Source organism: Isoptericola croceus (assembly GCF_029382255.1).
Lineage (GTDB): Bacteria > Actinomycetota > Actinomycetes > Actinomycetales > Cellulomonadaceae > Isoptericola > Isoptericola croceus.
This window is the reverse complement of the sequence record NZ_JARLLG010000001.1, coordinates 325,459-348,222: the sequence shown is the minus strand read 5'-3', so window position 1 is coordinate 348,222 and position 22,764 is coordinate 325,459. Positions and strand designations below refer to the sequence as shown.

20 protein-coding genes and 1 riboswitch are annotated in these 22,764 nt (G+C 72.0%); of the genes, 11 read left to right on the top strand and 9 right to left on the bottom strand.

Features of this window, described 5'->3' with window-relative positions; all coding sequences use genetic code 11:
- Positions 1-14: 14 nt before the first annotated feature.
- Positions 15-2,276: an ATP-binding SpoIIE family protein phosphatase gene (locus tag PZC42_RS01560; protein WP_277207688.1), complete on the bottom strand. Its 2,262-nt coding sequence runs from the start codon at positions 2,274-2,276 to the stop codon at positions 15-17.
- Between the two features lie 114 nt (positions 2,277-2,390).
- On the opposite strand from PZC42_RS01560, the gene PZC42_RS01555 reads away from it, so the two are divergent.
- Positions 2,391-2,813: an STAS domain-containing protein gene (locus PZC42_RS01555; RefSeq protein ID WP_277207685.1), complete on the top strand. Its 423-nt coding sequence runs from the start codon at positions 2,391-2,393 to the stop codon at positions 2,811-2,813.
- A 112-nt stretch (positions 2,814-2,925) separates the two neighbouring features.
- Here PZC42_RS01555 and fbaA read toward each other — a convergent pair whose 3' ends face one another.
- The 3 genes from fbaA to PZC42_RS01540 form a co-directional block, all read right to left on the bottom strand.
- Complete coding sequence (fbaA, locus tag PZC42_RS01550) at positions 2,926-3,945, bottom strand: class II fructose-bisphosphate aldolase (protein ID WP_277207684.1); 1,020 nt, start codon at positions 3,943-3,945, stop codon at positions 2,926-2,928.
- Between the two features lie 191 nt (positions 3,946-4,136).
- Complete coding sequence (locus tag PZC42_RS01545; protein WP_277207682.1) at positions 4,137-4,769, bottom strand: TrmH family RNA methyltransferase; 633 nt, start codon at positions 4,767-4,769, stop codon at positions 4,137-4,139.
- A complete protein-coding gene (locus PZC42_RS01540; RefSeq protein WP_277207680.1) occupies positions 4,762-5,739 on the bottom strand; it encodes a DUF368 domain-containing protein in 978 nt (325 codons plus the stop codon). The genes PZC42_RS01545 and PZC42_RS01540 overlap by 8 nt, the downstream gene beginning before the upstream one ends.
- 31 nt (positions 5,740-5,770) lie before the next feature.
- Between PZC42_RS01540 and PZC42_RS01535 the strand changes: the two genes are divergently transcribed.
- Complete coding sequence (locus PZC42_RS01535) at positions 5,771-6,547, top strand: HAD-IIA family hydrolase (RefSeq protein ID WP_277207678.1); 777 nt, start codon at positions 5,771-5,773, stop codon at positions 6,545-6,547.
- A 103-nt stretch (positions 6,548-6,650) separates the two neighbouring features.
- On the opposite strand, the gene pyrE is transcribed toward PZC42_RS01535, so the two are convergent.
- From pyrE to PZC42_RS01520, 3 genes are read right to left on the bottom strand one after another with little or no spacing between them, the layout of a single operon-like run.
- Positions 6,651-7,232: an orotate phosphoribosyltransferase gene (gene pyrE, locus PZC42_RS01530; protein ID WP_277207676.1), complete on the bottom strand. Its 582-nt coding sequence runs from the start codon at positions 7,230-7,232 to the stop codon at positions 6,651-6,653.
- A 59-nt stretch (positions 7,233-7,291) separates the two neighbouring features.
- The gene (locus PZC42_RS01525) at positions 7,292-7,699 is read right to left on the bottom strand and encodes a tripartite tricarboxylate transporter permease (RefSeq protein ID WP_277207674.1); all 408 of its coding nucleotides are present in this window, start codon (positions 7,697-7,699) and stop codon (positions 7,292-7,294) included.
- A 48-nt stretch (positions 7,700-7,747) separates the two neighbouring features.
- On the bottom strand, positions 7,748-9,196 hold the full coding sequence (locus PZC42_RS01520; RefSeq protein ID WP_277207672.1) for a family 43 glycosylhydrolase: 1,449 nt from the start codon (positions 9,194-9,196) through the stop codon (positions 7,748-7,750).
- Positions 9,197-9,432: 236 nt separating this feature from the next.
- Here PZC42_RS01520 and PZC42_RS01515 point away from each other — a divergent pair, with 236 nt between their 5' ends.
- From PZC42_RS01515 to PZC42_RS01505, 3 genes are read left to right on the top strand one after another with little or no spacing between them, the layout of a single operon-like run.
- Complete coding sequence (locus tag PZC42_RS01515; RefSeq protein ID WP_277207670.1) at positions 9,433-10,422, top strand: ATP-binding cassette domain-containing protein; 990 nt, start codon at positions 9,433-9,435, stop codon at positions 10,420-10,422.
- Positions 10,419-11,243: an ABC transporter permease gene (locus tag PZC42_RS01510; protein WP_277207668.1), complete on the top strand. Its 825-nt coding sequence runs from the start codon at positions 10,419-10,421 to the stop codon at positions 11,241-11,243. The genes PZC42_RS01515 and PZC42_RS01510 overlap by 4 nt, the downstream gene beginning before the upstream one ends.
- Positions 11,244-11,290: 47 nt before the next feature.
- Positions 11,291-12,313, top strand: a complete 1,023-nt coding sequence (locus tag PZC42_RS01505) for a TetR/AcrR family transcriptional regulator (RefSeq protein ID WP_277207667.1) — start codon at positions 11,291-11,293, stop codon at positions 12,311-12,313.
- Here the strand turns inward: PZC42_RS01505 and PZC42_RS01500 are convergent.
- Positions 12,304-13,077: an SDR family NAD(P)-dependent oxidoreductase gene (locus PZC42_RS01500; protein ID WP_277207664.1), complete on the bottom strand. Its 774-nt coding sequence runs from the start codon at positions 13,075-13,077 to the stop codon at positions 12,304-12,306. The two genes, PZC42_RS01505 and PZC42_RS01500, sit on opposite strands and share 10 nt — an antisense overlap.
- A 31-nt stretch (positions 13,078-13,108) precedes the next feature.
- Here PZC42_RS01500 and PZC42_RS01495 point away from each other — a divergent pair, with 31 nt between their 5' ends.
- The 3 genes from PZC42_RS01495 (at position 13,109) to PZC42_RS01485 (ending at position 16,034) form a co-directional block, all read left to right on the top strand.
- Positions 13,109-13,906 carry an exodeoxyribonuclease III gene (locus tag PZC42_RS01495; RefSeq protein WP_277207662.1) on the top strand — a complete coding sequence of 266 codons (798 nt, stop codon included), beginning with the start codon at positions 13,109-13,111 and terminating at the stop codon, positions 13,904-13,906.
- Between the two features lie 37 nt (positions 13,907-13,943).
- Complete coding sequence (locus PZC42_RS01490; RefSeq protein WP_277207661.1) at positions 13,944-14,690, top strand: septum formation family protein; 747 nt, start codon at positions 13,944-13,946, stop codon at positions 14,688-14,690.
- Between the two features lie 323 nt (positions 14,691-15,013).
- Positions 15,014-15,163, top strand: a riboswitch (cyclic di-AMP (ydaO/yuaA leader).
- A 1-nt stretch (position 15,164) separates the two neighbouring features.
- Positions 15,165-16,034, top strand: a complete 870-nt coding sequence (locus PZC42_RS01485) for a C40 family peptidase (RefSeq protein ID WP_277207659.1) — start codon at positions 15,165-15,167, stop codon at positions 16,032-16,034.
- 94 nt (positions 16,035-16,128) lie between these two features.
- Here PZC42_RS01485 and PZC42_RS01480 read toward each other — a convergent pair whose 3' ends face one another.
- Complete coding sequence (locus PZC42_RS01480; protein WP_277207656.1) at positions 16,129-18,201, bottom strand: sigma-70 family RNA polymerase sigma factor; 2,073 nt, start codon at positions 18,199-18,201, stop codon at positions 16,129-16,131.
- Between the two features lie 167 nt (positions 18,202-18,368).
- Here PZC42_RS01480 and PZC42_RS01475 point away from each other — a divergent pair, with 167 nt between their 5' ends.
- The 3 genes from PZC42_RS01475 to PZC42_RS01465 all read left to right on the top strand — a co-directional run bounded on the left by PZC42_RS01475 (position 18,369) and on the right by PZC42_RS01465 (position 22,745).
- On the top strand, positions 18,369-20,948 hold the full coding sequence (locus tag PZC42_RS01475) for a pectinesterase family protein (RefSeq protein ID WP_277207653.1): 2,580 nt from the start codon (positions 18,369-18,371) through the stop codon (positions 20,946-20,948).
- 193 nt (positions 20,949-21,141) lie between these two features.
- A complete protein-coding gene (locus PZC42_RS01470; RefSeq protein WP_277207651.1) occupies positions 21,142-21,855 on the top strand; it encodes an ABC transporter ATP-binding protein in 714 nt (237 codons plus the stop codon).
- Entirely contained in the window at positions 21,855-22,745 is an 891-nt protein-coding gene (locus PZC42_RS01465; RefSeq protein ID WP_277207650.1) for a hypothetical protein, read from the top strand. Before PZC42_RS01470 ends, PZC42_RS01465 begins: the two co-directional genes overlap by 1 nt.
- Positions 22,746-22,764: the final 19 nt, after the last annotated feature.

The following is a 22,764-nucleotide window of genomic DNA, read 5'->3' as shown; positions in this document are numbered from 1 at the left end:
AGAGACACGCGACACTAGTTCGGCAGCGGGGCGGGCTCGGTGGGCTCCACCTTCTGCGGTCGCAGCTTGGCCCACACGAGCTTGCCCGAGCCCGCGGGGCGCCAACCCCAGTCGGCGAGCCGCTCGACGATCTGCATGCCGAACCCGCCCACCCGGTTCGGGTGCCCGTCGGTGGCCACCGGTGGCGCCGGGTTGGCGTCCTCGACCTCGATGCGCAGCCCGTCTCCCGTGTCGAAGAGTCGCAGTGCGATGTTGCCCCAGCCATGCAGCACGCCGTTCGCCACGAGCTCGGAGACCACCAGCTCCGCCGCCGCGGAATCGGTCAGGCCCCAGGCCTGACAGGTGCGCAGCACCGCGTGCCGCGCCCGCCCGATCGACGCCGGCTCGCTCGGCAGCAGCCAGCGCCGGGAACGGGGGCTGAGCGCGGTCACCTGGGCGTCCTGGACCGGGTCGGGCACCCGCACGACCACGATCGCCACGTCGTCCTCCGGGGAGTCGGCCAGCCGGGAGAGCAGCTCCTCCCCGACACCGGCGGCGTCGCGCGCCGTGATCCGCGCCGACATCTCCACGAGCGTGTCCAGCCCGACCTTCAACGACCGGTCCCGACGCTCGATGAGGCCGTCCGTGTAGAAGAGCAGCACGTCGCCGCGGTGCAGCACCTCGCGCCCGGTCGTGCGCGCCGCGGTGCCGAACCCGACCAGCGATCCCCCGGCACCGGACAGCTGCCGGACCTCGCCGTCGCGCAGCAGCAGCGGGGGCAGGTGACCGGCACGCGTGTACTCGACCGACCAGGTGTCGTCGTCGGGCACGTGGTGGAGCGTGGCGTAGACCATGGACGCAGGGCGCGGGACACGCATGCCGGTGACGAGCTGGTCGACGCGGTCGAGCACCGTGCCCGGCGTGGTCAGCTCGTACGCGTAGGCCCGCACCACCGACCGCAGCTGCCCCATCGCCGCCGCGGCCTCGACGTCGTGCCCGACGACGTCACCGATGACCAGACCGACCGTGCCCTCGGCGATCTGCAGCACGTCGTACCAGTCGCCGCCCACCTGGGCGTGCTCCGCGTTGGGCGCGTAGTAGGTCCACACGTCGAGCCCGGTCACGTCGGCCTGCTCGGGGAGCATCGCTCGTTGCAGAGCCTCCGCCAGCCGGTGCTCACGGGCGTAGAGACGGGCGTTGTCGATCGCCGTGCCCGCACGGCGCGCGACCACCTCGACGACCGTGAGGATGTGCTCCGGTCCGGGCTCCGCCCAGCCTCCGGCGTCCGAGGCGCCCGGGCCGCGCGCGGCGTCCCCGTGCCAGGTCACGAGCAGGCCCAGCACCCTCCGCCGTCCCGCCACGGCGTGCACGACGACGGAGCGCGGCACCACCCCGGACTCCTCCACGACCCGGTGCACCAGGTCCCGGCGCAACCAGCCCGAGGCGGTGTGCGGTTCGTAGCGCCGGCCGAGGTCGAGCCGCACCGGCCCGTCGACGACCCCGTCGAGCAGCTCCTGGACGTGGTCGACCGGGGAGACACGACTCGCCGTGCGAGCGCTCCCATCGGACCCGGCCTCGACGGGGCCCTGCGCCTCGTCGGCACCGCCGTCCAGGTGGTCGCCGTGCCAGGTCTCCGGCACGTACCGGGCGTGCCGGCGTCCGCGGCCGGACGGCGGGGACGCGACGTCGACCCCCTCGGCGTACTGCAGCCCGTCGTCGTTGAGGTAGAACCCGCTCCACGGGACGAGGGAGCGCAGCAGGTCGGCGATGTCCCGCAACGCGAACGGGTACTCGAGGTCACCGAGCAGCTCCGTCGTCTGGGCGATCAGGTCCAGGTCGGCACGCTGCCGGCGCTCGACCTCCAGGGAGGCGAGCTGGGCGGCCTGCTGGTCGACGTACTCGGAGACGTCGGTCGTGACCCCGACCCAGCGCATCTCCTCGCCCTCCGCGTGCGGCATCGGCGTGACGTCCACCTGCAGCCAGCTGACCCCGCCGTCGCGCTTGCGCGCGCTGACGATCCGGCGCATCGCGCGTCCGGCGGCGAGGTCCGCCTGCGCCGCGGCCCGGTTCGGATCGTCCTCGACCAGCGCCAGCAGCGGGTGCGGTCCCAGCAGCCGCAGGTCGTCCGCGCCGACGCCCACGAGCCGTTCGAACGCCGCGTTGACCCAGATGACCGGCATACCGGACTCCCACGAGCCGGTGATGAAGGTGGGGACCGTGGTCGTGGCCAGCGCGACGGCGAGCTGCGCGCCCGAGACGGGCGCTGCGAGGCCAGAAGGGTGGGGCAATTCGGTCATACCCCCTCCGTTTCCGACGTGTCGCGGCCAAGTTGGTGCATTCGCTGCACATTCAACCGTAGATTGGTGTCCGCTGAGACCCGAGGAGAGCGAGCAGCTCGAGGAAGGAGCACCGTGCAGGACGGATCGAGCGCGACGCCGAGCGCCCCCACGGGCGGGGCCGGCGCGGAGCACACGACGCCCCAGATCGGCGACCCCGCGAGCATCCACGTCATCGTGGGCACCTCCCGGGCACGCGTCGTCCTCTCGGGCGAGATCGACGCCGACGTCAGCGCCGAGCTCGGAGAGGCGATCTCCGACGCCGAGGCGTCAGGCCTCCCCGTCGAGCTCGACGCGCACCACGTCACCTTCATGGACTCCTCCGGAGTCGCGTTCCTGGCCCGGCTGGCGTCACGGAGCCCGCACAAGGTGCGCGTCCTGCGCGCACCCCCGACAGTCCGGTTCCTTCTCGAGGTCACCCGGATCGGCGAGCTGCTGGAGATCGTCGACGAGGACCCGGGCGTCGACCTGGACGTCACCACCGCCGGCCCACGGTAACGCACGGGGCGCGGGGCCACGAGGTCTCGCGCCCGGGGGACGAACGGCCCTGGAGACGAACAGCGCCCCTCCACCACGACGGTGGAGGGGCACTGCGCACCAGAGGGTGCGATCACATCTTGTGACCGGCCGAGCGCAGCTGCTGCGACGCCTCGACGATGCGGGCGGCCATGCCGGCCTCGGCCAGCTTGCCCCAGGCGCGCGGGTCGTAGGCCTTCTTGTTGCCGACCTCGCCGTCGACCTTCAGGACGCCGTCGTAGTTGGTGAAGAAGTGGCCGGCCACCGGGCGCGAGAACGCGTACTGGGTGTCGGTGTCGATGTTCATCTTGATGACGCCGTTGTCGACCGCCTCGGAGATCTCCGCGGCCGTGGAGCCGGACCCGCCGTGGAACACGAGGTCGAACGGGTTCTCCTGGCCGATCTCCGCACCGACGGCCCGCTGGATCTCCGCGAGGATCTCCGGACGCAGCTTGACGGCACCGGGCTTGTAGACGCCGTGCACGTTGCCGAACGTGAGGGCCGTCAGGTAGCGGCCCTTCTCACCGGCGCCGAGGGCACGGACCGTCGCCAGGCCGTCCTCGACGGTCGTGTAGAGCTTGTCGTTGATCTCGGCCTCGTGGCCGTCCTCCTCGCCGCCGACGACGCCGATCTCGACCTCGAGGATGGTCCGCGCGGCCTGCGACAGCTCGAGCAGCTCCTCGGCGATGACGAGGTTCTCCTCCAGCGGGATGTCCGAGCCGTCGAACATGTGCGACTGGAAGGTCGGGTTCTTGCCGGCCTTGACCTGCTCCGCCTCGAGAGCAAGCAGCGGGCGGACCCAGGAGTCGAGGTTCTTCTTGACGCAGTGGTCGGTGTGGAGCGCGATGTTGACGGGGTAGTTCTTCGCGACCTCGGCGGCGTACGCGGCGAGGGCCAGCGAGCCGGTGACACGGTCCTTGATCGTGGCGCCCGAGGCGTACTCGCCGCCGCCCACGGAGACCTGGATGATGCCGTCCGACTCCGCCTCGGCGAAGCCCTGGAGCGCGGCGGTGACGGTCTGCGACGACGTGATGTTGACGGCGGGGTAGGCGAACTTGCCAGCCTTCGCCCGGTCGATCATCTCGGCGTAGACCTCGGGGGTTGCGATAGGCATCTGCGGTACTCCAATGAGGGAACGTACGAGGAACGCAGGCGGGCGGGCGAGACACCCTCACTGGTGGCGAGCGGCCTCCGGGCCCGCATGCATCCAGATTTTCTCACGATCGGGTCATGGACGTCACATCTCGTCGCACGGGTGAGACGGTTGCCTCGGCCCACCGCGCCCGGCGAGCCGCTGACCTGCGCTCACAGGTGCTGCAGTGCCCAGGTGTGCATCGCGATCGCCGCGGCCGCACCGGCGTTCAACGAGCGCGTGGAGCCGTGCTGCGTGATGTGCACGACGACGTCGCTCGCCGCCTGCGCCTCGGGCGTGAGCCCGGTCGACTCCTGGCCGAAGAGCAGCACGCACCGGCCCGGCAGCGCCCGGTGCTCGAGGGGGACCGACCCGGGCACGTTGTCGACGCCGATGATCGGCAGCGCGTCACCGCTCTCCCCGCCCGACGCCCACGCCGCGAGCGCCGCCGCGTCCGGATGGTGCTGCACGTGCAGGTAGCGGTCGGTGACCATCGCTCCCCGCCGGTTCCAGCGCCGTCGGCCCACGATGTGCACCCCGGCGACGTTGAAGGCGTTGGCGGTCCGGACCACCGAGCCGATGTTGAGGTCGTGCGCCCAGTTCTCGATCGCGACGTGCAGCTCCCGGCCTGCCGGCCGGCGCGCGTCCAGGTCCGCGACGATCGCGTCGACGCTCCAGTAGCGGTAGCGGTCGACGACGTTGCGCCGGTCGCCGTGGGCGAGCAGCTCGGGGTCGTACCGAGGGTCGGTGGGCGGCTCGCCGGGCCAGGGTCCGACGCCGACCTCGCCCTCCGGGACCTCACTCATCCGCGGCCCGCGACGACTCCCACCAGATCGCGGCGCCGACGACGGCGGCGCCCGCCACGGCGATCAGCACCGGCCCGAGCACCGCACCCGCGCCGGTGCCCGGCGGGGCGAGGAGGGCGTGGTCGGCGTCCTGCCACGGCCACAGGGCGCGCAGCGAACCGACCATGAGACCCGCCAGGACCGCCATGGTGGCCTGCCGGCGGTGCTCGAGCAGCCAGTGCAGCAGCTTGACGAAGCAGGACAACCCGATCAGCGCTCCGAGGGCGAACGCGCCGACGAACGCGAGGTCGCGATCGCTCAGTGCCTGCTGCACCGGGATGTACAGGCCCATGACCACCATGAGGAACGAGCCGGAGACGCCCGGCAGCACGAGGGCGTTGATCGCGATCGACGCCCCGATGACGACGTACCAGAGCGGGGGGTCGGTGACGCCGGCGGGTGGCAGGCCGGTGAGTACGAACGCGGCGGCGGCCGCGCCGAGCAGCAGCAGGACGTCCCGTGGACGGAACCTGCCCGGCATCATCCGCACCGGCACCGCGACCGAGACGGCGATCATGCCGAAGAACAGCGACCGCATGGTGACCGGGTGCTCCTCGAGCAGCGGGGCGACCAGGCTGAGGGCGACCAGGAGCACGACGATCATGCCGACGACGACGGGGACGAGGAACCGCCAGTCCACGGCGCGCAGCGCACGACCACCGGGACGCAGCCCGCGTCGCTGGGCCACGCCCTGCACGAGCTCGCGACCGGCGTGGATCACGTCGCTCGCGGCGCCGAGGAGCCGGTCGTACAGCCCGACGACGAGGGCGATCGTGCCGCCCGAGACTCCGGGGACGGCCTCGGCCAGCCCCACGAGCCCGCCGCGGACCACCAGTCCGGGTGCGGCGGTCCAGGGCGTGCCCGTGGCGGGTGTCGCGTGGCGGCGGACGGCGCCGGAGTGCGCCGTCGGATCCTGCTCCTCGTTCGTCACGCAGGGAAGCCTACGGGCTACGGTGAGACCCATGACGGAGCGGACGATCGACTGCTGGCTGACGGACATGGACGGCGTCCTGGTGCACGAGGGCCAGGCGATCCCCGGGGCCGCGGAGTTCATCGCGGCGCTGCGCGACGCGGGGCGCCCGTTTCTGGTGCTGACGAACAACTCGATCTTCACCGCACGCGACCTCGCGGCGCGGCTGTCGCGCTCCGGCATCGACGTGCCGGAGGCGGCGATCTGGACGTCCGCCCTGGCCACCGCCAAGTTCCTTGCCGGCCAGGTGCCGAACGGCTCGGCCTACGCGATCGGGGAGGCCGGCCTGACGACTGCCCTGCACGCTGCCGGCTACACCCTCACCGAGACCGACCCGGACTACGTGGTGCTCGGCGAGACCCGCACGTACTCGTTCGAGGCGATCACCAAGGCGATCCGCCTCATCAAGGGCGGGGCGCGGTTCATCGCCACGAACCCCGACACCACCGGTCCGTCCGCCGAGGGGCCGTTGCCCGCCACGGGTGCGGTCGCGGCGATGATCACCGCCGCGACCGGGCGCTCGCCGTACTACGTGGGCAAACCGAACCCGATGATGTTCCGTTCCGCGCTCAACCAGATCGACGCCCACTCGGAGACGACGGCGATGGTCGGGGACCGCATGGACACCGACGTCGTGGCGGGCATCGAGGCGGGGCTAGAGACGTTCCTCGTCCTGACCGGCTCCACCGCGGCCGACGAGGTCGAGCAGCACCCCTTCCGGCCCTCGCACGTGGTCGACTCGATCGCGGACCTGATCGAACGCGTCTGACACACGAGCGCTGTGGGCGCGATTTCTGGCCCGAAATACCCGAAATGCCCTTTTCTGCAGCCCAGAAATCGCGCCCACAGCGCCAGCTTGAGGCTGGGCTGCGCTATCGGCTCAGGCCGAGGTCCTGCAGGTCGAACAGGTAGTGGTACGGCACGCCCAGCGCCTCGATCTTCTCCCCCGCGCCCGTCGCGCGGTCGACGATGGTGGCGCAGCCGAGCACCTCGGCCCCTGCGGCGCGCAGCGCCTCGATCGCGGCGATCGGTGAGCCGCCCGTGGTCGTGGTGTCCTCGAGCACGACGACGCGCCGACCGGCGACCTCGGGCCCCTCGATCTGCCGCTGCATGCCGTGCGCCTTGGCCGCCTTGCGCACGACGAACGCGTCGAGGTCCTGCCCGCGCGAGGCCGCGGCGTGCAGCAGGGCGTCGGCGATCGGGTCCGCGCCGAGCGTGAGGCCGCCGACGGCGTCGACCTCGGCGGTACCGAGGCCGACCTCCTCGAGGTGGTCCAGCAGCACGTGGCCGACCAGCGGCGCGGCGCGGTGGTGCAGCGTGATCCGGCGCAGGTCGACGTAGTAGTCGGCCTCCTTGCCGGAGGAGAGCGTCACCTTCCCGTGCACGACGGCGAGCTCCTTGACGAGCTCGAGGAGCTGCTCGCGGGGGGTCGGGGAGAAGTCGGTGGATGTCACGGGCACCAGGGTAGCCGGGCCCGCTCGGCCGACATCTTCGGGACCCGTGACCGGGCACGTCAGCGGCTGACCTCCTGCGTCGGAGCCGCGGTGCGGACGTCCTCGACGAGCTGCTCGAGCTCGGCGCCGACGCGCCGTTCCCTGTGCTGCTGCAGCCACATGCCCGCGCCGACGATCACGATGATCGCCGCGTAGGCGAAGGCCGCGAACGGGCTGGTGACGAGATGGGTCAGGTCGCCCTGGCTGATCGCCAGGGAACGCCGGAGCCGCTCCTCGGCCATGGGTCCGAGAATCATTCCCACCACCATGGTCGCCACGGGATACCCGTAGCGCCGCATGAAGAACCCGACGAGCCCGATGGCGAGCAGCATCAGGACGTCGACGGGCGAGAAGTTCAGGGCGTAGGACCCGAGCGCGCCGAACAGGATGATCCCTGCGTACAGGTAGTGCCGCGGGATCTGCAGCACGGGTGCCGTTCCCGGCCTGGGAACGGCACCCACGGTGAGCTCGAGCCGTCAGCCGCGGCGCCAGAGCTGGGCGCCCAGCCCGTTGCAGGTGTACATCGACAGCCGCGCGCCGTTCGAGCGGTCCCACTCGTAGTTGTCGAGGCAGAGCCCGCTGGCGCGGTTGCGCAGCGAGAACCAGCCGTTGCCCCGGTCAATGATCGACCAGTCCTGGTTGACGTGGCCGTTGCAGGTCCACAGCCCGACGTCGGCGTTGAGCGCCGTCGAACCGTCCAGGTTGTCGAGGCACTTGGCCGCGTGGAGGTTCTTGATCCGGTAGTAGCCGCCGACGTAGGTGAACTCCCACTTCTGGACGGCGTAGTCGTTGCACGTGTAGAGGCGCACGAGGGCGCCGTTGGCGGTGTTCCACCCGTAGTCGTCGACGCACTTGTCGCTGAACTGGCCGCGGATGCCCGGCTGGCGCGCCCCGGTCGCGATGGGCTGCCCGAAGAACGGCTCCCCCGTGTCGGACCAGTAGAGCTGCTGGACACGCGTGTGCCGGTTGGGGTCGGTCAGGGCGTCCGGCGTCGGCGTGGCGTAGTCGCGCGCGTGGAACACCAGCATGTCGGTGACGCCGTCCTCGGCGACGGTGAAGCTGCCGTGGCCGGGACCGTAGACGCCGTTGGCGGTCTGGAACACGGGGGTCGGCTTCTTGGTCCAGGACGCCGGGTCGAGCAGGTTCGCCGACACGGGGGCCGACAGCAGGCCGAGCTTGTAGCGCGAGTCGGTCGCGGACGCGGAGTACGCGATGAACACCTTCCCGTTCTTGACCAGCGGCATCGGGCCCTCGACCACGCCGCGCACGCCCTCCATCTCCCAGGCGTGGGTCGGCCGGGCGATCTCGATCGCCGTGGCGGTGTCGATCGTCGTCGGCGACGTCATCCGCGCCAGGTACGTGTGGCTGTTGAAGTTCGTGTCGGGGCTGTCCTGCGACCACGTGAAGTACCGCGTGCCGTTCACGACGAACGATGCCGGGTCGAGCTGGAACGATTCTCGGCCGGTGGTCATGCGCTGGGGCTCGGACCAGGTGCCAGTCGTCGGGTCCGCCGAGGTGTTCCGGACCCAGTACAGGCGCTGCGCGAACCGCGCCGTGTTGGGCGACGCCGAGAAGTACATGTACCAGGCGCCGTCGATGTACTGGATGTCGGGTGCCCAGGTCCAGCCGCTGAGCGGGCCGCTGGACGGGGCGGTGAACGCGGTGACGGGGGTGGCTGAGCCGAGGCCCGCGAGCGTCTGCGACCGGCGCAGCTCGAGCCGCTTGTAGTCGGGCACCGACGCGGTCATGTAGTAGTAGCCGTCCGTGTGCTTGTAGATCGCCGGGTCGGCGCGCTGCTCCACGATCGGGTTCGGGACGTCGATGAACTGCGCTTCGGCCGACGCCGGGACGAGCGCGACGGCGGTGAGGGCGACGGCCAGGGCGGCGACGGCACGCCGTCGGGCCCGACTGAGGATGTTGCTCAAGGTGACCCCTTTGTCGATGTGAGCGCTAACACGCCATAGGATGCCGGACCGGTCAGGCCTGGTCAAGAAGCGGCGATCTCGCCGATCGCGCGGGCGCCCGGCCGCGACACCAGCCCGGGCCTGCGGCCGCGCCGCCCTACTGGCGGGATCTACAGGGCACACTTCGTGTATTGCCTACGCTCAGTGTAGGGCGTACGCTCGTGTACGTCATACACAACCATCTCAGGAGCCCTGCCATGAACGATCCGATGATCGAGGTCCGTGGGCTGCGCAAGGCCTACGGACGACACGAGGTGCTGCGCGGCGTCGACCTCGACGTGCGCCGCGGCGAGATCTTCGCCCTGCTCGGCCCCAACGGTGCCGGCAAGACCACCACCGTCAACATCCTCACCACCCTGGTCCGCCCGGACGGCGGCACCGCCACGGTCGCGGGCATCGACGTCGTCCGCCACCCCGGTGCCGTCCGACGCCGCATCGCGCTGACCGGTCAGTACGCGTCGGTGGACGAGTTCCAGACCGGCGAGGAGAACCTCGTGATGATGGCCGACCTCGCCCACCTGCCCCACCGCAGCGTCCGCCGTCGTGCCCACGAGCTGCTGGACCGGTTCGGCCTCACCGACGCCGCCGGACGCCGGGTGGCCACCTACTCCGGCGGGATGCGCCGCCGGCTCGACCTGGCGATCAGCCTCGTCTCGGACCCGGAGGTCCTCGTCCTCGACGAGCCGACCACCGGACTCGACCCGGTGTCACGCACCCAGCTGTGGGACGTCGTGCGGTCCCTCGCGACCGACGGCACCACGATCCTGCTCACCACCCAGTACCTGGAGGAGGCCGACCAGCTCGCCGACACCATCGCCGTCCTCGCCGACGGCCGCATCGCCGCCCGCGGGACCGCCTCCGAGCTCAAGGCCCTCGTCGCGGACGACAAGGTCCGGGTCGTGTTCGACGACGCGACCAGCCTCGCCGCCGCTCGTGGCGGCGCGCTCGCCGGCGTCGACGGGCTCGCCGAGGCCGAGGCCGACGACAAGCAGCTCACGCTCACCCTGCCGAGCAGCGCACCCGTGCACACCATCCGCGAGGTGCTCGCCCGCGCCGAGCACGGCGGTCTCGAGATCGCCGGCGTCAGCGTCGTCAGGCCCACGCTCGACGACGTCTTCCTCGCCCTGACCCAGCGGCCTGCGCCCCAGGCCACCCCGAACCGCACACCCCAGGAGACCCGGCGATGACCACCACCGTGACCGCCCCGACCACGGAAACCCCCGGCCGGCGCACCGGAGCACCGCGCCGACCCTCCCCGCTGCGCGACGTCGCGACCATGACCCGCCGCGAGTCGCGCCGCGCCCTGCGCTCGGTCGACGGCCTCGTCACCGCGTTCGCCCTGCCGGTGCTGATCATGATCGTGTTCGTCGTCATCTTCGGCGGAGCGATCGGTGGCAGCACCGGCGGCGACTACATCAACTACGTCGTTCCCGGCGTCCTGGTCATGTGTCTCGGCATGAACTCGTCCTCGGCAGCCCTCGCGGTCTCGCAGGACATGACCTCGGGCACCCTCGACCGGTTCAAGACCCTGCCGATCTTCGGACCGTCGACCCTGTGGGGCCACGTCGTGGCGAGCGTCGTGCGCAACCTGACGTCCGCCGCCCTCGTCGTCCTCGTCGCCGTCGCCCTCGGCTTCCGGCCCGACGCCGGTGTGACGGGCTGGCTCGGGTTCGCGGCGTTCGCGGTGCTCGCCGTCGTGACGTTCACCTGGATCAGTGCCGTCCTCGGCCTCGTCATGAGCCCGGACGCCGCCGGTTCGGTCAACATGATCTTCCTGTTCATCCCCTACCTCAGCTCCGGGTTCGTGCCGGTCGAGACCATGCCCGAGTGGCTGCGCGGGTTTTCCGAGAACCAGCCGTTCACACCGATCATCGAGTCGGTGCGCGGACTGCTCATGGGGACGCCCGACGGCGCCACGATCGCCACCGGCTGCGCCTGGCTCGCCGGCTTCCTCGCCCTCAGCCTGGTCGCCGGGTCGTTGCTCCACCGCCGGCGCACCGCTCGGTGACGATGCCCTCCAGGGGACGCCCGGGCGCGTTCGGGGATGATGGGCCCATGACCGACGCGCCCGAGCTCCCGCCCCGCCTCGCGCTCGCCTGGGGAGTCGCCGAACGCCCCGAACGCGTCCCCCGGCGCGAGCTGAGCATCGAACGGATCGTCGAGGCCGCGGTCGAGATCGCCGACGCCGAGGGGCTGGCCGGCGTCTCCATGGCACGCGTGGCCAAGAGCCTCGGCTTCACGACGATGTCGCTGTACCGGTACGTCACGAGCAAGGACGACCTGCTGCTACTCATGCAGGAGGTGGCCTTCGACGTCGAGTTCCCACCGCCGCACGAGCCGGCGGACTGGCGTGCCGAGCTGCGCGAGTGGGCGCTGTTCGCCCTCGCCGTCTACCGGAACCACCCCTGGGTCCTCGACATCCCCGTGACCGGCGCCCCGATGACGCCGAACAGCCTGCGCGCCGCCGACGCCGGGTTGCGCGCCCTGCGCTCCACACCGCTGGCAGACGGCGAGAAGGTCGCAGTGATCCTGCTGGTGAGCGGCTACGCCCGCAACGCCGCAGCGCTCGGCCACGACCTGGACCGCGCCGCCGCGGACAGCAGCGACGACGCCTCCGCGGGCGACGCCGTCGCGCAGGCGCTGCGCGATCTCGTCGACGAGGTCAGGTTCCCGTACCTGCGTCCGCTGGTCGAACGCGGCACCTACCTCCCCGAGACCGCCGGGCTCGACGAGATCGACGACGTCGGGTGGGGGCTCGAGCGCACGCTCGACGGGGTCGCGGCGTTCGTCGACCGCCGGGCGGCAGAGGTCGACGGCGTCGAGCGGCCCGGCACCGATTCCTCCGACGCCGAGACCGAGGCGGACGCGACGGCCGAGGCCTCCGCCGTCGTCCAGGCCTACGCCACCGACGCGAAGGTCAAGAAGGCGGCGAACAAGCGCAAGGAGGTCGAACGGAAGGTCCGCGAGGCGCAGAAGAAGGTCCGCGAGCTCGAGAAGTCACTCCGCGAGGCCCGCAAGGCGGAGACCGAGTCGGCCCGCGCCGCCGCCGAGCGCGCACGCCGTGCCGATCAGCGGTAGTGGCCGATCGCCCGGACGGCGGACCGCGGGAGCACGCGTAGCAGCGCCGAGCCGGCCTTGTACCGCAGCGACGGCGTGGAGATGACCACACCGCGGCGCACGTCGTCGAGGGCGTGCGCGACGACGGCGGGAGCCTCGAGCCACCCGATCGGCGGCACCGACGTCTTGTCCAGGTCCGCCCGGTCGTGGAACTCGGTGTGCACGTACCCGGGGCACAGCACGGTCGCGGTGACGCCCGTGCCTCGCAGGTCCACCGAGAGCCCCTCGGTGAAGGACCGCACGTAGGCTTTGGCGGCGGCGTAGGTCCCGCCCGCCGTCAGCGCGGCCACGGAGGCCACGTTGAGGACGGCCCCGCGCCCGCGAACCGTCATCTGACCGACGGCGGCGTGGGAGAGCTGCACGACGGCGCGCACCATCACGTCGATCGCCGCCAGCTCCGTCTCGACGTCGCCCCCGACGAACCGCTGTGCGGTGGCGAACCCGGCGTTGTTGACGAGCAGGCCGACGGGGTGGCGCTCCTCGCCCGGTTCGTCCCCGACGACGGCGAGCCGTTCCGCGACGCGGGCGACGTCGGCGGGCACGGACAGGTCGGCGGTCAGGACCTCGACCTGCACCCCCGCAGCGGCGCGAATCTGACCCGCCACCTGATCCAGGCGCTCGGTCGTGCGCGCCACGAGCACGAGGTCGTGACGCGCCGTGGCGAGCTGCCAGGCGAACTCCAGTCCGAGGCCGGCGGTGGCGCCGGTGACGAGCGCGGTTCCCATGACCGCACTCTAGAGGCCTAGGGTGCGTTCCGTGCGTATCGCCACGTGGAACGTCAACTCCCTGCGGACCCGGCTGGACCGGGTGCTGGCCTTCCTGGAACGCTCGGGCACCGACGTGCTCGCGATCCAGGAGACGAAGTGCCGCGACGACCAGCTCCCGGTGGCCCCGTTCGAGGCGGCCGGCTACGAGGTCGCGCACACCGGCTACCACCAGTGGAACGGCGTCGCGATCGTGTCCCGGGTCGGCCTCGACGACGTCGCGACGTCGTTCGCCGACCAGCCGGCGTTCGGCAAGCCCGGCCAGGAGCCGCGGGTCGAGGCCCGCGCGCTGGGCGCGACCTGCGGCGGGGTCCGCGTGTGGTCGCTGTACGTGCCGCACGGGCGGGCGCTGGACGACCCGCACTACGCCTACAAGCTCGCCTGGCTCGACGGGCTGCGTACCGACGCCGCGGGGTGGGTCGCCGATCCCGCCGCCCAGGTGGCCCTGCTCGGCGACTGGAACGTGATCCCGCGCGACACCGACGTGTGGGACGTGACGGCGTTCGAGGGGCACACGCACGTCTCGGCCCCGGAGCGGGCCGCTTTCGCGGCGTTCGAGGAGGCCGGGTACACCGAGGTGACCCGCGAGCACCTGCCGGCCGAGCACACCTACACCTACTGGGACTACCAGCAGCTCGCGTTCCCGCGGAACAAGGGGCTGCGCATCGACTTCGCGTACACCTCGGCGGCTCTGCGGGACCGGGTCACGGGCGTGACGATCGACCGCGACGAGCGGCGCGGCAAGGGTGCCAGCGACCACGTGCCCGTGGTCCTCGACCTCGTGGAGTGAGGATCGTCGCACGCCGGTCCGCGGATAGGTTGTTCCCATGACCGACGTGCCCGACCGCCCCGAGGACCCGCTGTTCGTCTCCCCCGGTCCGGGAGCGGGACCGGGGGCGGCGGTACCGCCGGGACCGGCGGTGTCGCCGGGACCGGGGCATCCCGGGACCGTCGGCGGAGCACCCGCGGGTCCGCCCGCGGCCACGGGCCACGGGCCCGCCGTACAGGACCCGGCCGCGTTCGGTGCCCGCTGGGGTTCGCCCGGTGGCCCGACGCCCGCCGAGCGCGCAGCGGCACGTCGCCGCGCGCGGCTCTGGGTCACCTCCGTGCTGTGCACCATCGTCCTGGTCGTGGCCGTGGCCGCGGGTGGGGCGTGGCTGGTGAACCGGTCGCACGAGAGGGCCTGGGAGCCGGTGGCGAGCGAGGTCACCGAGCCGACGACGGTCCACGCCGTGCAGCTCGTCCTCGGTTCGTGCCTGGCCGAGGTCCCGGACTCCTCGTCGGTGGGCACCGTCGAGGTGGTGCCGTGCGCGGCCGAGCACACCGCTCAGGTGGTCGGCCGCCACGACTCGGCGGCCGACGAGGTGTGGCCGGGCGCGGACGTCGTGGCGGCGCGCGCGGCGCGTGCCTGCACCCCGGACCTGCTCGGTCCGCAGGCTGAGGCCTCCGGTGCGGCGGCGGCGCTCGAGTGGCTCGTGTGGACGCCCACCGAGGAGTCGTGGGCCGGTGGCGACCGGGCCGGGCTGTGTGTGGCCGTCACCACAGCACCGCGCACGGGGACGCTCCTCGAGTGAGGAGATGTGGCCCCGGCCACGCGAGTTGTGAAGATTCCCGCATGACCTGCCAGGACGCACGGTCCTGACGGGCAGATGGTGGCGCTCCCATCCGGCTTACCACACATATCGGTCACCGATTCGGGCGAGCTCGGCGGCATTTAAGTTGATTTGCCGGATCAGATCGTCCTGTTCTCGCGGACATGTTTCTCCACACCTTCTCCGCAAAGGACCCGGCAACTCGCCGTTATCTGACTGTGATCTGCTTCGGCGCTCCGGTTAGCGTGCCCGGGTCGCCCCACGTCTGGGGTGAACGGTCGGACCACAAGCCAAGTGCTGCCGGTGGTCCGGCATCACCGAACCCACGGCAGCAGCGGGAGAACCAGGTTCTTCGGGCGGACTCGTGCCGCCCTAGGGGTTAAGCCGTCTCACGACGGCGGGCCATCGCTTCTCGGCCTCATCCGACAGCTCATCTCGCAGGCTGGAGAGGTACCCATGTCCATCACCCTGAACAGTGGTGCGCGCCCTCAGGCCGCCACCACGTCGCCCACCCCGCGCCTCCGACGCTCCGCCGTCGCGATCGCCCTGTCGGCCGCACTCGCGGGCGGCACGCTCGTCGCCGGTGCCGGCACGGCCTCGGCGGCCCCCACCACCACCGCGACCACCGCGGCGAGCTCCCTGTCGACGGCCGGGGCCAACCTGGTCACGGCGCAGAAGACGAAGCCCGTCGTGAAGGTCTCCGTCTCACGGAAGTCCGCCACCAAGGGCAAGGGCAAGACCCGCCCGCTCTTCACCGTCAAGGCCACCAAGTACGGCGAGCCCGTCAAGGGCCGTGTCCGACTCTTCGTCGACGGCAAGAAGGTGAGCGTCAAGAAGCTCAACAAGAACGGCATCGTGCGGATGAAGCCGCTGCTGAAGCGCTACGACGTCGGCAAGAACAGGGTCCGCCTGACGGTGGTCCCCGCCAAGTCCACCGGACTGGCCAAGGTCAAGCGTCACCGCACCATCACGGTGAAGGCGAAGCAGACCAGCGGGGCCAAGGTCGTCCAGGTCGCCAACCGCTACGTCGGCCACCGCTACACGCGCGGCGGCACCAGCCCGTCGACGGGCTTCGACTGCTCGGGCTTCACCTCGTACGTGTACAAGAAGGCGGTCGGCAAGAACCTGCCCCGCACGTCCTCGGCCCAGGTCTCGGCCGGCAAGAAGGTCACGCGCAAGAACGCCAAGCCCGGTGACCTCGTCTACACGCCGGGGCACATCGGGATCTACGCCGGCAACGGCCGGGTCATCGAGTCCGCGCGCCCGGGCGTCGGCGTCGTGAAGCGCTCGATGTGGCAGAGCAACCCCACGTTCGTCCGCGTCTGACCCCACCCCCGAACGCCGAACGTCCGTGCCCGGCACGGTTCGACCCGTCGAACCGTGCCGGGCACGGACGTTCGGCGTTCCCCGCATCCGGAGGTCACCAGGATGCCGCCACGGCGTCCAGCACGACCTGGTCACCCAGCCTCCCGGCGACGCCGTTGCCCGCCGCCGTGCTGCCGTCCAGCACGGCCGCCGAGGCCCGCAGGTCGTAACCGACCACACCGTTGTCGCTGGCCTCGTTACCGGTCAGCCGGATCACACCGGTGTTGCCGCCGTCGGCGAAGCCGTGATGGCCGTTGCCTCGCGCCACGTTGCCGACCAGCACGTGGGCGGCGACCGGCAGGTCCTCGCCCCCGCCGAGGGTGAAGCCTCCGCCGTTGCCACGCCAGTCGGCGATCCCCCAGCGGTTGAACCCGTTGCCGACCGCCACGTTGTCCCGCAACGTCACCGGACTGGCGAACCCGGCGAGGTCCACGCCGTCGTCAGCGTTGTTCACGAAGCGGTTGCCGGCCACGACGTTGCCCTCGCCGGAACCGAAGGTGACTCCGAGCCCGATGCCGGCATCCCCGCGGGAGGCGTCGTCGTGGTTGTCGGCGAAGACGCTGTCGAGCACCTGGTTCCCGACCGTCCCGTCGCCGCGGAGCAGCAGCCCGGACCGTGCGTTCCCGTGGCTGTTCAGGTCCTGGAACACGGTGTCCACGCAGGAGAGGCACACGTAGGCGTGGCTGCGGGACCCGGTGATCTCCAGCGCCTGCACCGTCCAGCGGGCCGCCCGGTGGACCAGCGGCCACTGGTCCGCGGGCACGCCGTCGAGGACCAGCACCGGCGTCTCGTCGCGGTAGCCGCTGAGGACGATCCGGGCGCCCGGCGCACCATCGGTGGTGATCTCCACCGGTGCGGTGAGCTCGTAGGTGCCGCCCCGCAACGCGATGGTCTGGCCCGGCCGGACCACCCCGACGGCATGGGCCAGGCTGGCGAACGGATGCGCGTAGCTGCCCCCCGCCGCGTCGGAGCCGTCGGGTGCGACATACAGGTCCGCGGTGGCGACACCCCGCGTCGGAGACGTCGGCGGGGGCGGTTCGACGGGATCGGCCGGGGGCACCTCGGCAGGGGGCACCTCGGCCACGGACGTGACGACGACGTCGGGCCGGTCCGGCGCGACCCATGCCGTCACGGCCACGCCACCGCCGACGACGGCGACCGAGGCCGCGGTGACGGCCGCGGTGACAGCGGCGGCCGGAGCGGCGGTCACCGCCTCGCCCCCGTGCCGCACCTGCTCCACCAGGTGCTGCCACCATCCGTGTGCCGACGACGCGGCGGCAGCGACGTCGCCACTCGCCGCACCGGACGCCAGCCCGTGCACGGAGGCCGCGAGGGCGGCGGGCACAGGGAGCAGACCGGCGGCGGGCACCAGATGCTCGGGCGCCACCAGGCCGTGCTGCCGCCCGAGACACTCGGTGCACCGGCGCACGTGCCGGTGCAGGCGCTTGCGCCACAGGGGGTTCGGGGTGCCGTCCCAGCCGGTCGCCGCGTCGTCCAGGGCGGCGCAGCGCGGCGTGGCGCCAAGGGCGACGACGACGCCGCGTGCCACGTCGAGCTGCGCACGCATCCGTTGCACGCGCACGGCGGCGTGGCGGCGGTCGACCCCCAGGGCACGAGCCAGGTCTCCGCGGCCGAGCCCACCGCTCGTCTCCTGCCACCACAGCCCGAGCACGCCCTGGTGGGCCGGGTCGAGCCATCGTGCCGCGAGCGCCAACGACCGGCGCTGGTCGTCGAGCACGACAGAGGCCACGGCACGGTCCGCGACGTCCACCGGGTCGGGCATGGCGCCGTACCCGTCGTCGACGAGGTCGTGCGGGACGGGGCGACGGCGGCGCGCCCGGTGATGTTCCTGCATCTGCCGGTACGCGATGGCCACGAGCCAGGAGCGGAACCGTTCCGGCTGCTGCAGGTCGGACAGCGAGGACACGGCGCGGAGCATCGTCTCCTGGACCACGTCGTCGACGTCCCCGCTGCTGCCGGTCGCGCTGATGCCGAGGCCCCGTCCGACGACGCCGTACACCAGGGGCAGGGAGGCGGCGACCACGTCCTGCAGCGCGCCCGAGTCCCCGTGCTGGGCACGCACCACCGTGCCGGCGTCCACGGACGCCACCGATGCCGCGCCGATCATCTGTCGCTCCGAAGGTCACCGATCTACAACGTTGCAGGTCCTGAGCAGGATAGTGCCGCAGAAACTGTTGTCCACCCCCGTCGCGGTCCGTCCACGACAGTAGGCCCGCCACCGCGCGGCCCGCGGCCCGGCACCGGGCCGCCCCCGAGGAAGAAGGACCGATCGCCATGAACCCCACCCGGCATGCGACGCCACCGAGCGACAGACGCCGGCCCCCGTGGCGTCGCGCCGTCGTCGCTGCGACCGTCGCGCTGTGCGTCGTCACCGGCACGGTCGCCGTCGCCGCGAACCTACCGGCCGGCACCGGCACCGACACCGACACCGTCACGACCACCGCCGAGACGTCCGGTGGAGCGGACGAGTCCGCGACGGGTGCCACGCCCCCCGCCCTCGCCGCCGCTGCGCCGTCGTCCACCCCCGCCGACGACGGCCTCGAGGGCGGCACCTACACGGTGCGCAACACCGGCAGCCACCTGTGCGTCGACGTGCCAGGCGCCTCGGGCGACCACGGCACCGCCCTGCAGCAGTGGGGCTGCACCGACGACTCCACCTGGCAGCAGTTCACGCTGCACGCCGACGGAGACGGCTACCAGATCGTCGGCGTCGACAGCGGCCTGTGCCTCGACCTCACCCGCGCCTCGGCCGACCCCGGCACCGCCGTCCAGCAGTGGGGCTGCACCCCCGGCCAGCCCCACCAACGCTGGGACGTGCGGCCTTCGGGCGACGCGATCCAGATCGTCTCGGCGTCCTCGGGGCAGTGCGTCACCGTGGACGCCGGCGGCAGCGGGGCCACGCTCGTGCAGAAGCCCTGCAGCGGCGCCGCCTCGCACCACTGGACCCTGGCCCCGGCGGTGTCCGACGGCGACGACAGCGCTGACGGCGGCGGCACTGGCGGCGGCAGCAGCGACGGCGGCACCGGCAACGACGGTGACGAACGCTGCGACCCGTGCACCGTCGCCGCGGACGGCTCCGGCGAGCACCGCACCGTGCAGGCCGCCATCGACGCGGTCCCCGCGGACAACGCCACCGAACGTGTCATCTCGATCAAGCCCGGCACCTACCGCGAACGCGTCTTGATCGATGTGCCGCACGTGTCACTCGTCGGCGGCGGGGCGGATCCGTCCGACGTCGTCATCGTCGAGGGCGTGAGCGCGGGCGAGGGCGGCAGCCACCGCAACAGTGCCACCGTCGTCGCCGAGGGGCACGACGTCCGGTTCGACAACCTCACGATCACCAACGACCACGACGAGTCCGAGACCACCGAGGGCAACCAGGCCCTCGCGCTGTACCTGAACGCGGACCGTGCGCTGATCAACGACACGCGGCTCCTCGCTGACCAGGACACCTTCCTGGTCAACAACAAGGCCCGCGCGTACATCACCGACTCGTACGTCGAGGGCACCGTCGACTTCATCTATGGCGGCGGCATCGCGGTGTTCCATCGCAGCGTCATCCACGAGAAGCGCGAGTCCGGGGGCCCGATCACGGCGGCCAGCACCCCGGCCGAGAACCCGTACGGATTCCTCTTCTACCGGTCCACGATCACCGGGACCGGCGACGGCGTCACCCAGCTCGGCCGCCCCTGGCGGCAGGGCGCCCAGGTGGTGTACCGCGAGTCCGAGCTGAGCGCGACCGTGAACGGCGACCAGCCGTGGACCGACATGTCCGACAACTCGTGGACCGCGGCTCGCTACGCCGAGTACCGCAACACCGGTCCGGGCTCCGGCACGGGCCCCAACCGTCCGCAGCTGACTGACGCCGAGGCCGCCGAGCACACGCCGCAGAAGTACCTGGCCGGCGCGGACGGCTGGAACCCGGTGACCGACGGCGGCGACCGCCCCGGCGGAGGCGACGGCGGGTCCGGCGAATGGTCCGACGTCGCCGACGGTTACGCGGCCGGGACCACGGGCGGTGCCGACGGCGAGACCGTGACGGTGCGCACCTACGCCGACCTGGTGCGGTACGCCACCGCCGCCGAGCCGTACACCATCCGCGTGGCCGGCACCATCGAGTCCGCCGAGTACGGGCGCGAGATCAGGGTGACGTCGAACAAGACCATCATCGGCGTCGGTGACTCGGGCGAGCTGGCGGGCGGCGGGTTCTTCCTCGGGCAGGGCACGTCCAACGTCATCATCCGCAACCTCACGATCCGTGACACGCAGATGACCGACGACGACCCGGACGACAAGCTCTACGACTACGACGCCATCCAGATGGACGGGGCGCAGAACGTGTGGATCGACCACAACCGTCTGCTGCGCATGAACGACGGCCTCATCGACAACCGCAAGGACACCACGAACGTCACCGTCTCGTGGAACGTGCTGGCCGAGGGCAACAAGGCGTTCGGCATCGGGTGGACCCCGAACCTCATCACCGAGATGACGATCCACCACAACTGGATCCACGACACCAACCAGCGCAACCCGTCCATCGACAACGTCGCCAAGGCGCACCTCTACAACAACCTGATGGAGAACGTCAGCGGGTACGGCAACCTCGCGCGCGGCGGCTCACGAGTCGTCATCGAGAACTCGTACTTCGACGGCGTCAAGCGGCCGTTCGACCGGCAGGACGACGCGGCGCTCACCGAGCGCGGCAGCATCGTCGTGAACTCGCCGGGTGGGCAGCGCACCGGCGGGACGACGTTCGACCCGCGGGACGACTATGAGTACACCCTCGACGACGCGGCCGACGTGCCCGCCGTCGTCCGGGCCGGGGCCGGTCCCCAGGCGTCGATCGGCTGACGCCCCGCCGAACGACGAGCGCCCGTGCTCGGCACGGTTCGAGTGGTCGAGCCGTGCCGGGCACGGACGTTCGGCGTTCCACCAAAGGTCGTAGTCCAGGTTCCCCCTCCCGCCAGAAGCGACGACGACGTCGCCCCGGCCACTCTGGAGCCACCGCACCGGCACCGGTGCGGACACCACGAGAGGGGATCACGTGCCCGCCATCCAGATCACCGGGCTGCGCAAGTCGTACGGCTCGTTCGACGCCGTGCAGGACGTCAGCTTCACCGTCGAACCGGGACGCGTCGTCGGGCTGCTCGGCCCGAACGGTGCCGGCAAGACGACGACCCTGCACGTCCTGCTCGGGCTCGCCGCCCCCACCGCCGGCCGAGCCCTGGTCCAGGGCCGCCCCTACGGCGAGCTCGACGATCCCGCCCGCACGGTGGGCGCGCTGCTCGACGCCGGTGGTCTGCACCCCGGCCGCTCTGGCCGCCACCACCTGCGGGCCCTCACCCTCGCTGCCGGGCTCCCCGCAGACCGGGTCGACGACGTCCTGGAGGTCGTCGGGTTGACGCCCGCCGCCGACCGCCGCGTGCGCACCTACTCCCTCGGCATGCGGCAGCGGCTCGGCCTGGCCGCAGCCCTCCTCGGCGACCCCGACGTCCTCGTCCTCGACGAACCCGCCAACGGCCTCGACCCCGCCGGGATGCGCTGGCTCCGCGAGACCTTGCGCACCTTCGCCGACGACGGTGGTGCCGTCCTGCTCGCCAGCCACGTCCTCGCCGAGGTCAGGCAGGTGGCCGACGACGTCGTCGTCCTCGGCCAGGGCCGCCTCATCACCGCCGGCTCGCTCGACGAGCTCGCCCGCGACGCCTCGCTCGAGGACGTCTACCTCGACCTGACCGCTGCCACCGAAGGAGTGCGCTGATGTTCCGCGCCGAGCTGCTCAAGCTCCGTTCCACCCGGGCCTTCTGGATCGTCGGGGTCGTCGCTCTCGCCGGCGCCGTCCTCGTCCAGGCGTTCACCGTCCTGATGCCCCGTCTGCTGGAACGGTTCGGCGGCCTCGACGAGCTCACGGCGCCCGGTGACGGGTCGGCAGGGCCGGCCACCGACCTGGTCCCCGACCTGACAGCCCTGACGGACCTCGGGAGCGCCACGGTCCAGCGCGGCATGCTCGACCTGCTCGGCAACGGTCCCTCGGGGACCGGGTCGGTGAGCGTCGCCACGCTCTGCCTGCTGATCCTCGGCGCCCTCGCGGGCACCACCGACTTCCGGACCGGCGGCATCGTCCCGACCGCCCTCGTCGTCCCGTCACGTACCCGGATGCTGCTTGGCAAGGCCGGCGCGACGGCGGTCGCCGCCCTGGCGATCGGCGCCGGGCTCGCGCTCGTCTCCGCGATCGGCCTGACCACGGCCATCGCCACGACCCCGGGCGCCGGGCTCGCGGTCAGCGGCGCCGACGTGCTCGGGATCTGGGGGCGCGGCCTCTGCGTCCTCGTCGCCTTCGCCTGGCTCGGGCTCGGTGTCGGCATCCTCGTGCGCGGCCAGGTCGCGGCGATCGTGATCGTCGTGGCGGTGGCGTTCGTCGAGCCCATGGTCCAGGCGGTCGTCGTCCTGCTGTCCTCCGGCACGTCGTCGGCGATGTCCTGGGTGCCCCTGACCCTCGGTGCGCTGGCCTCCACGGGGCAGGGTGCCGCCGAGTTCCTCGGTGGGGCAGCGCCGGTCGGCATGGCGACCGCTCTCGCCGGGCTCGCGGTCTGGGTCGCCGTCGTGCTCGGGTCGGGCGCGGCGACGTTCCGCAGCCGTGACCTCCTCTGATCCGGAGGCGGCGAAGGTA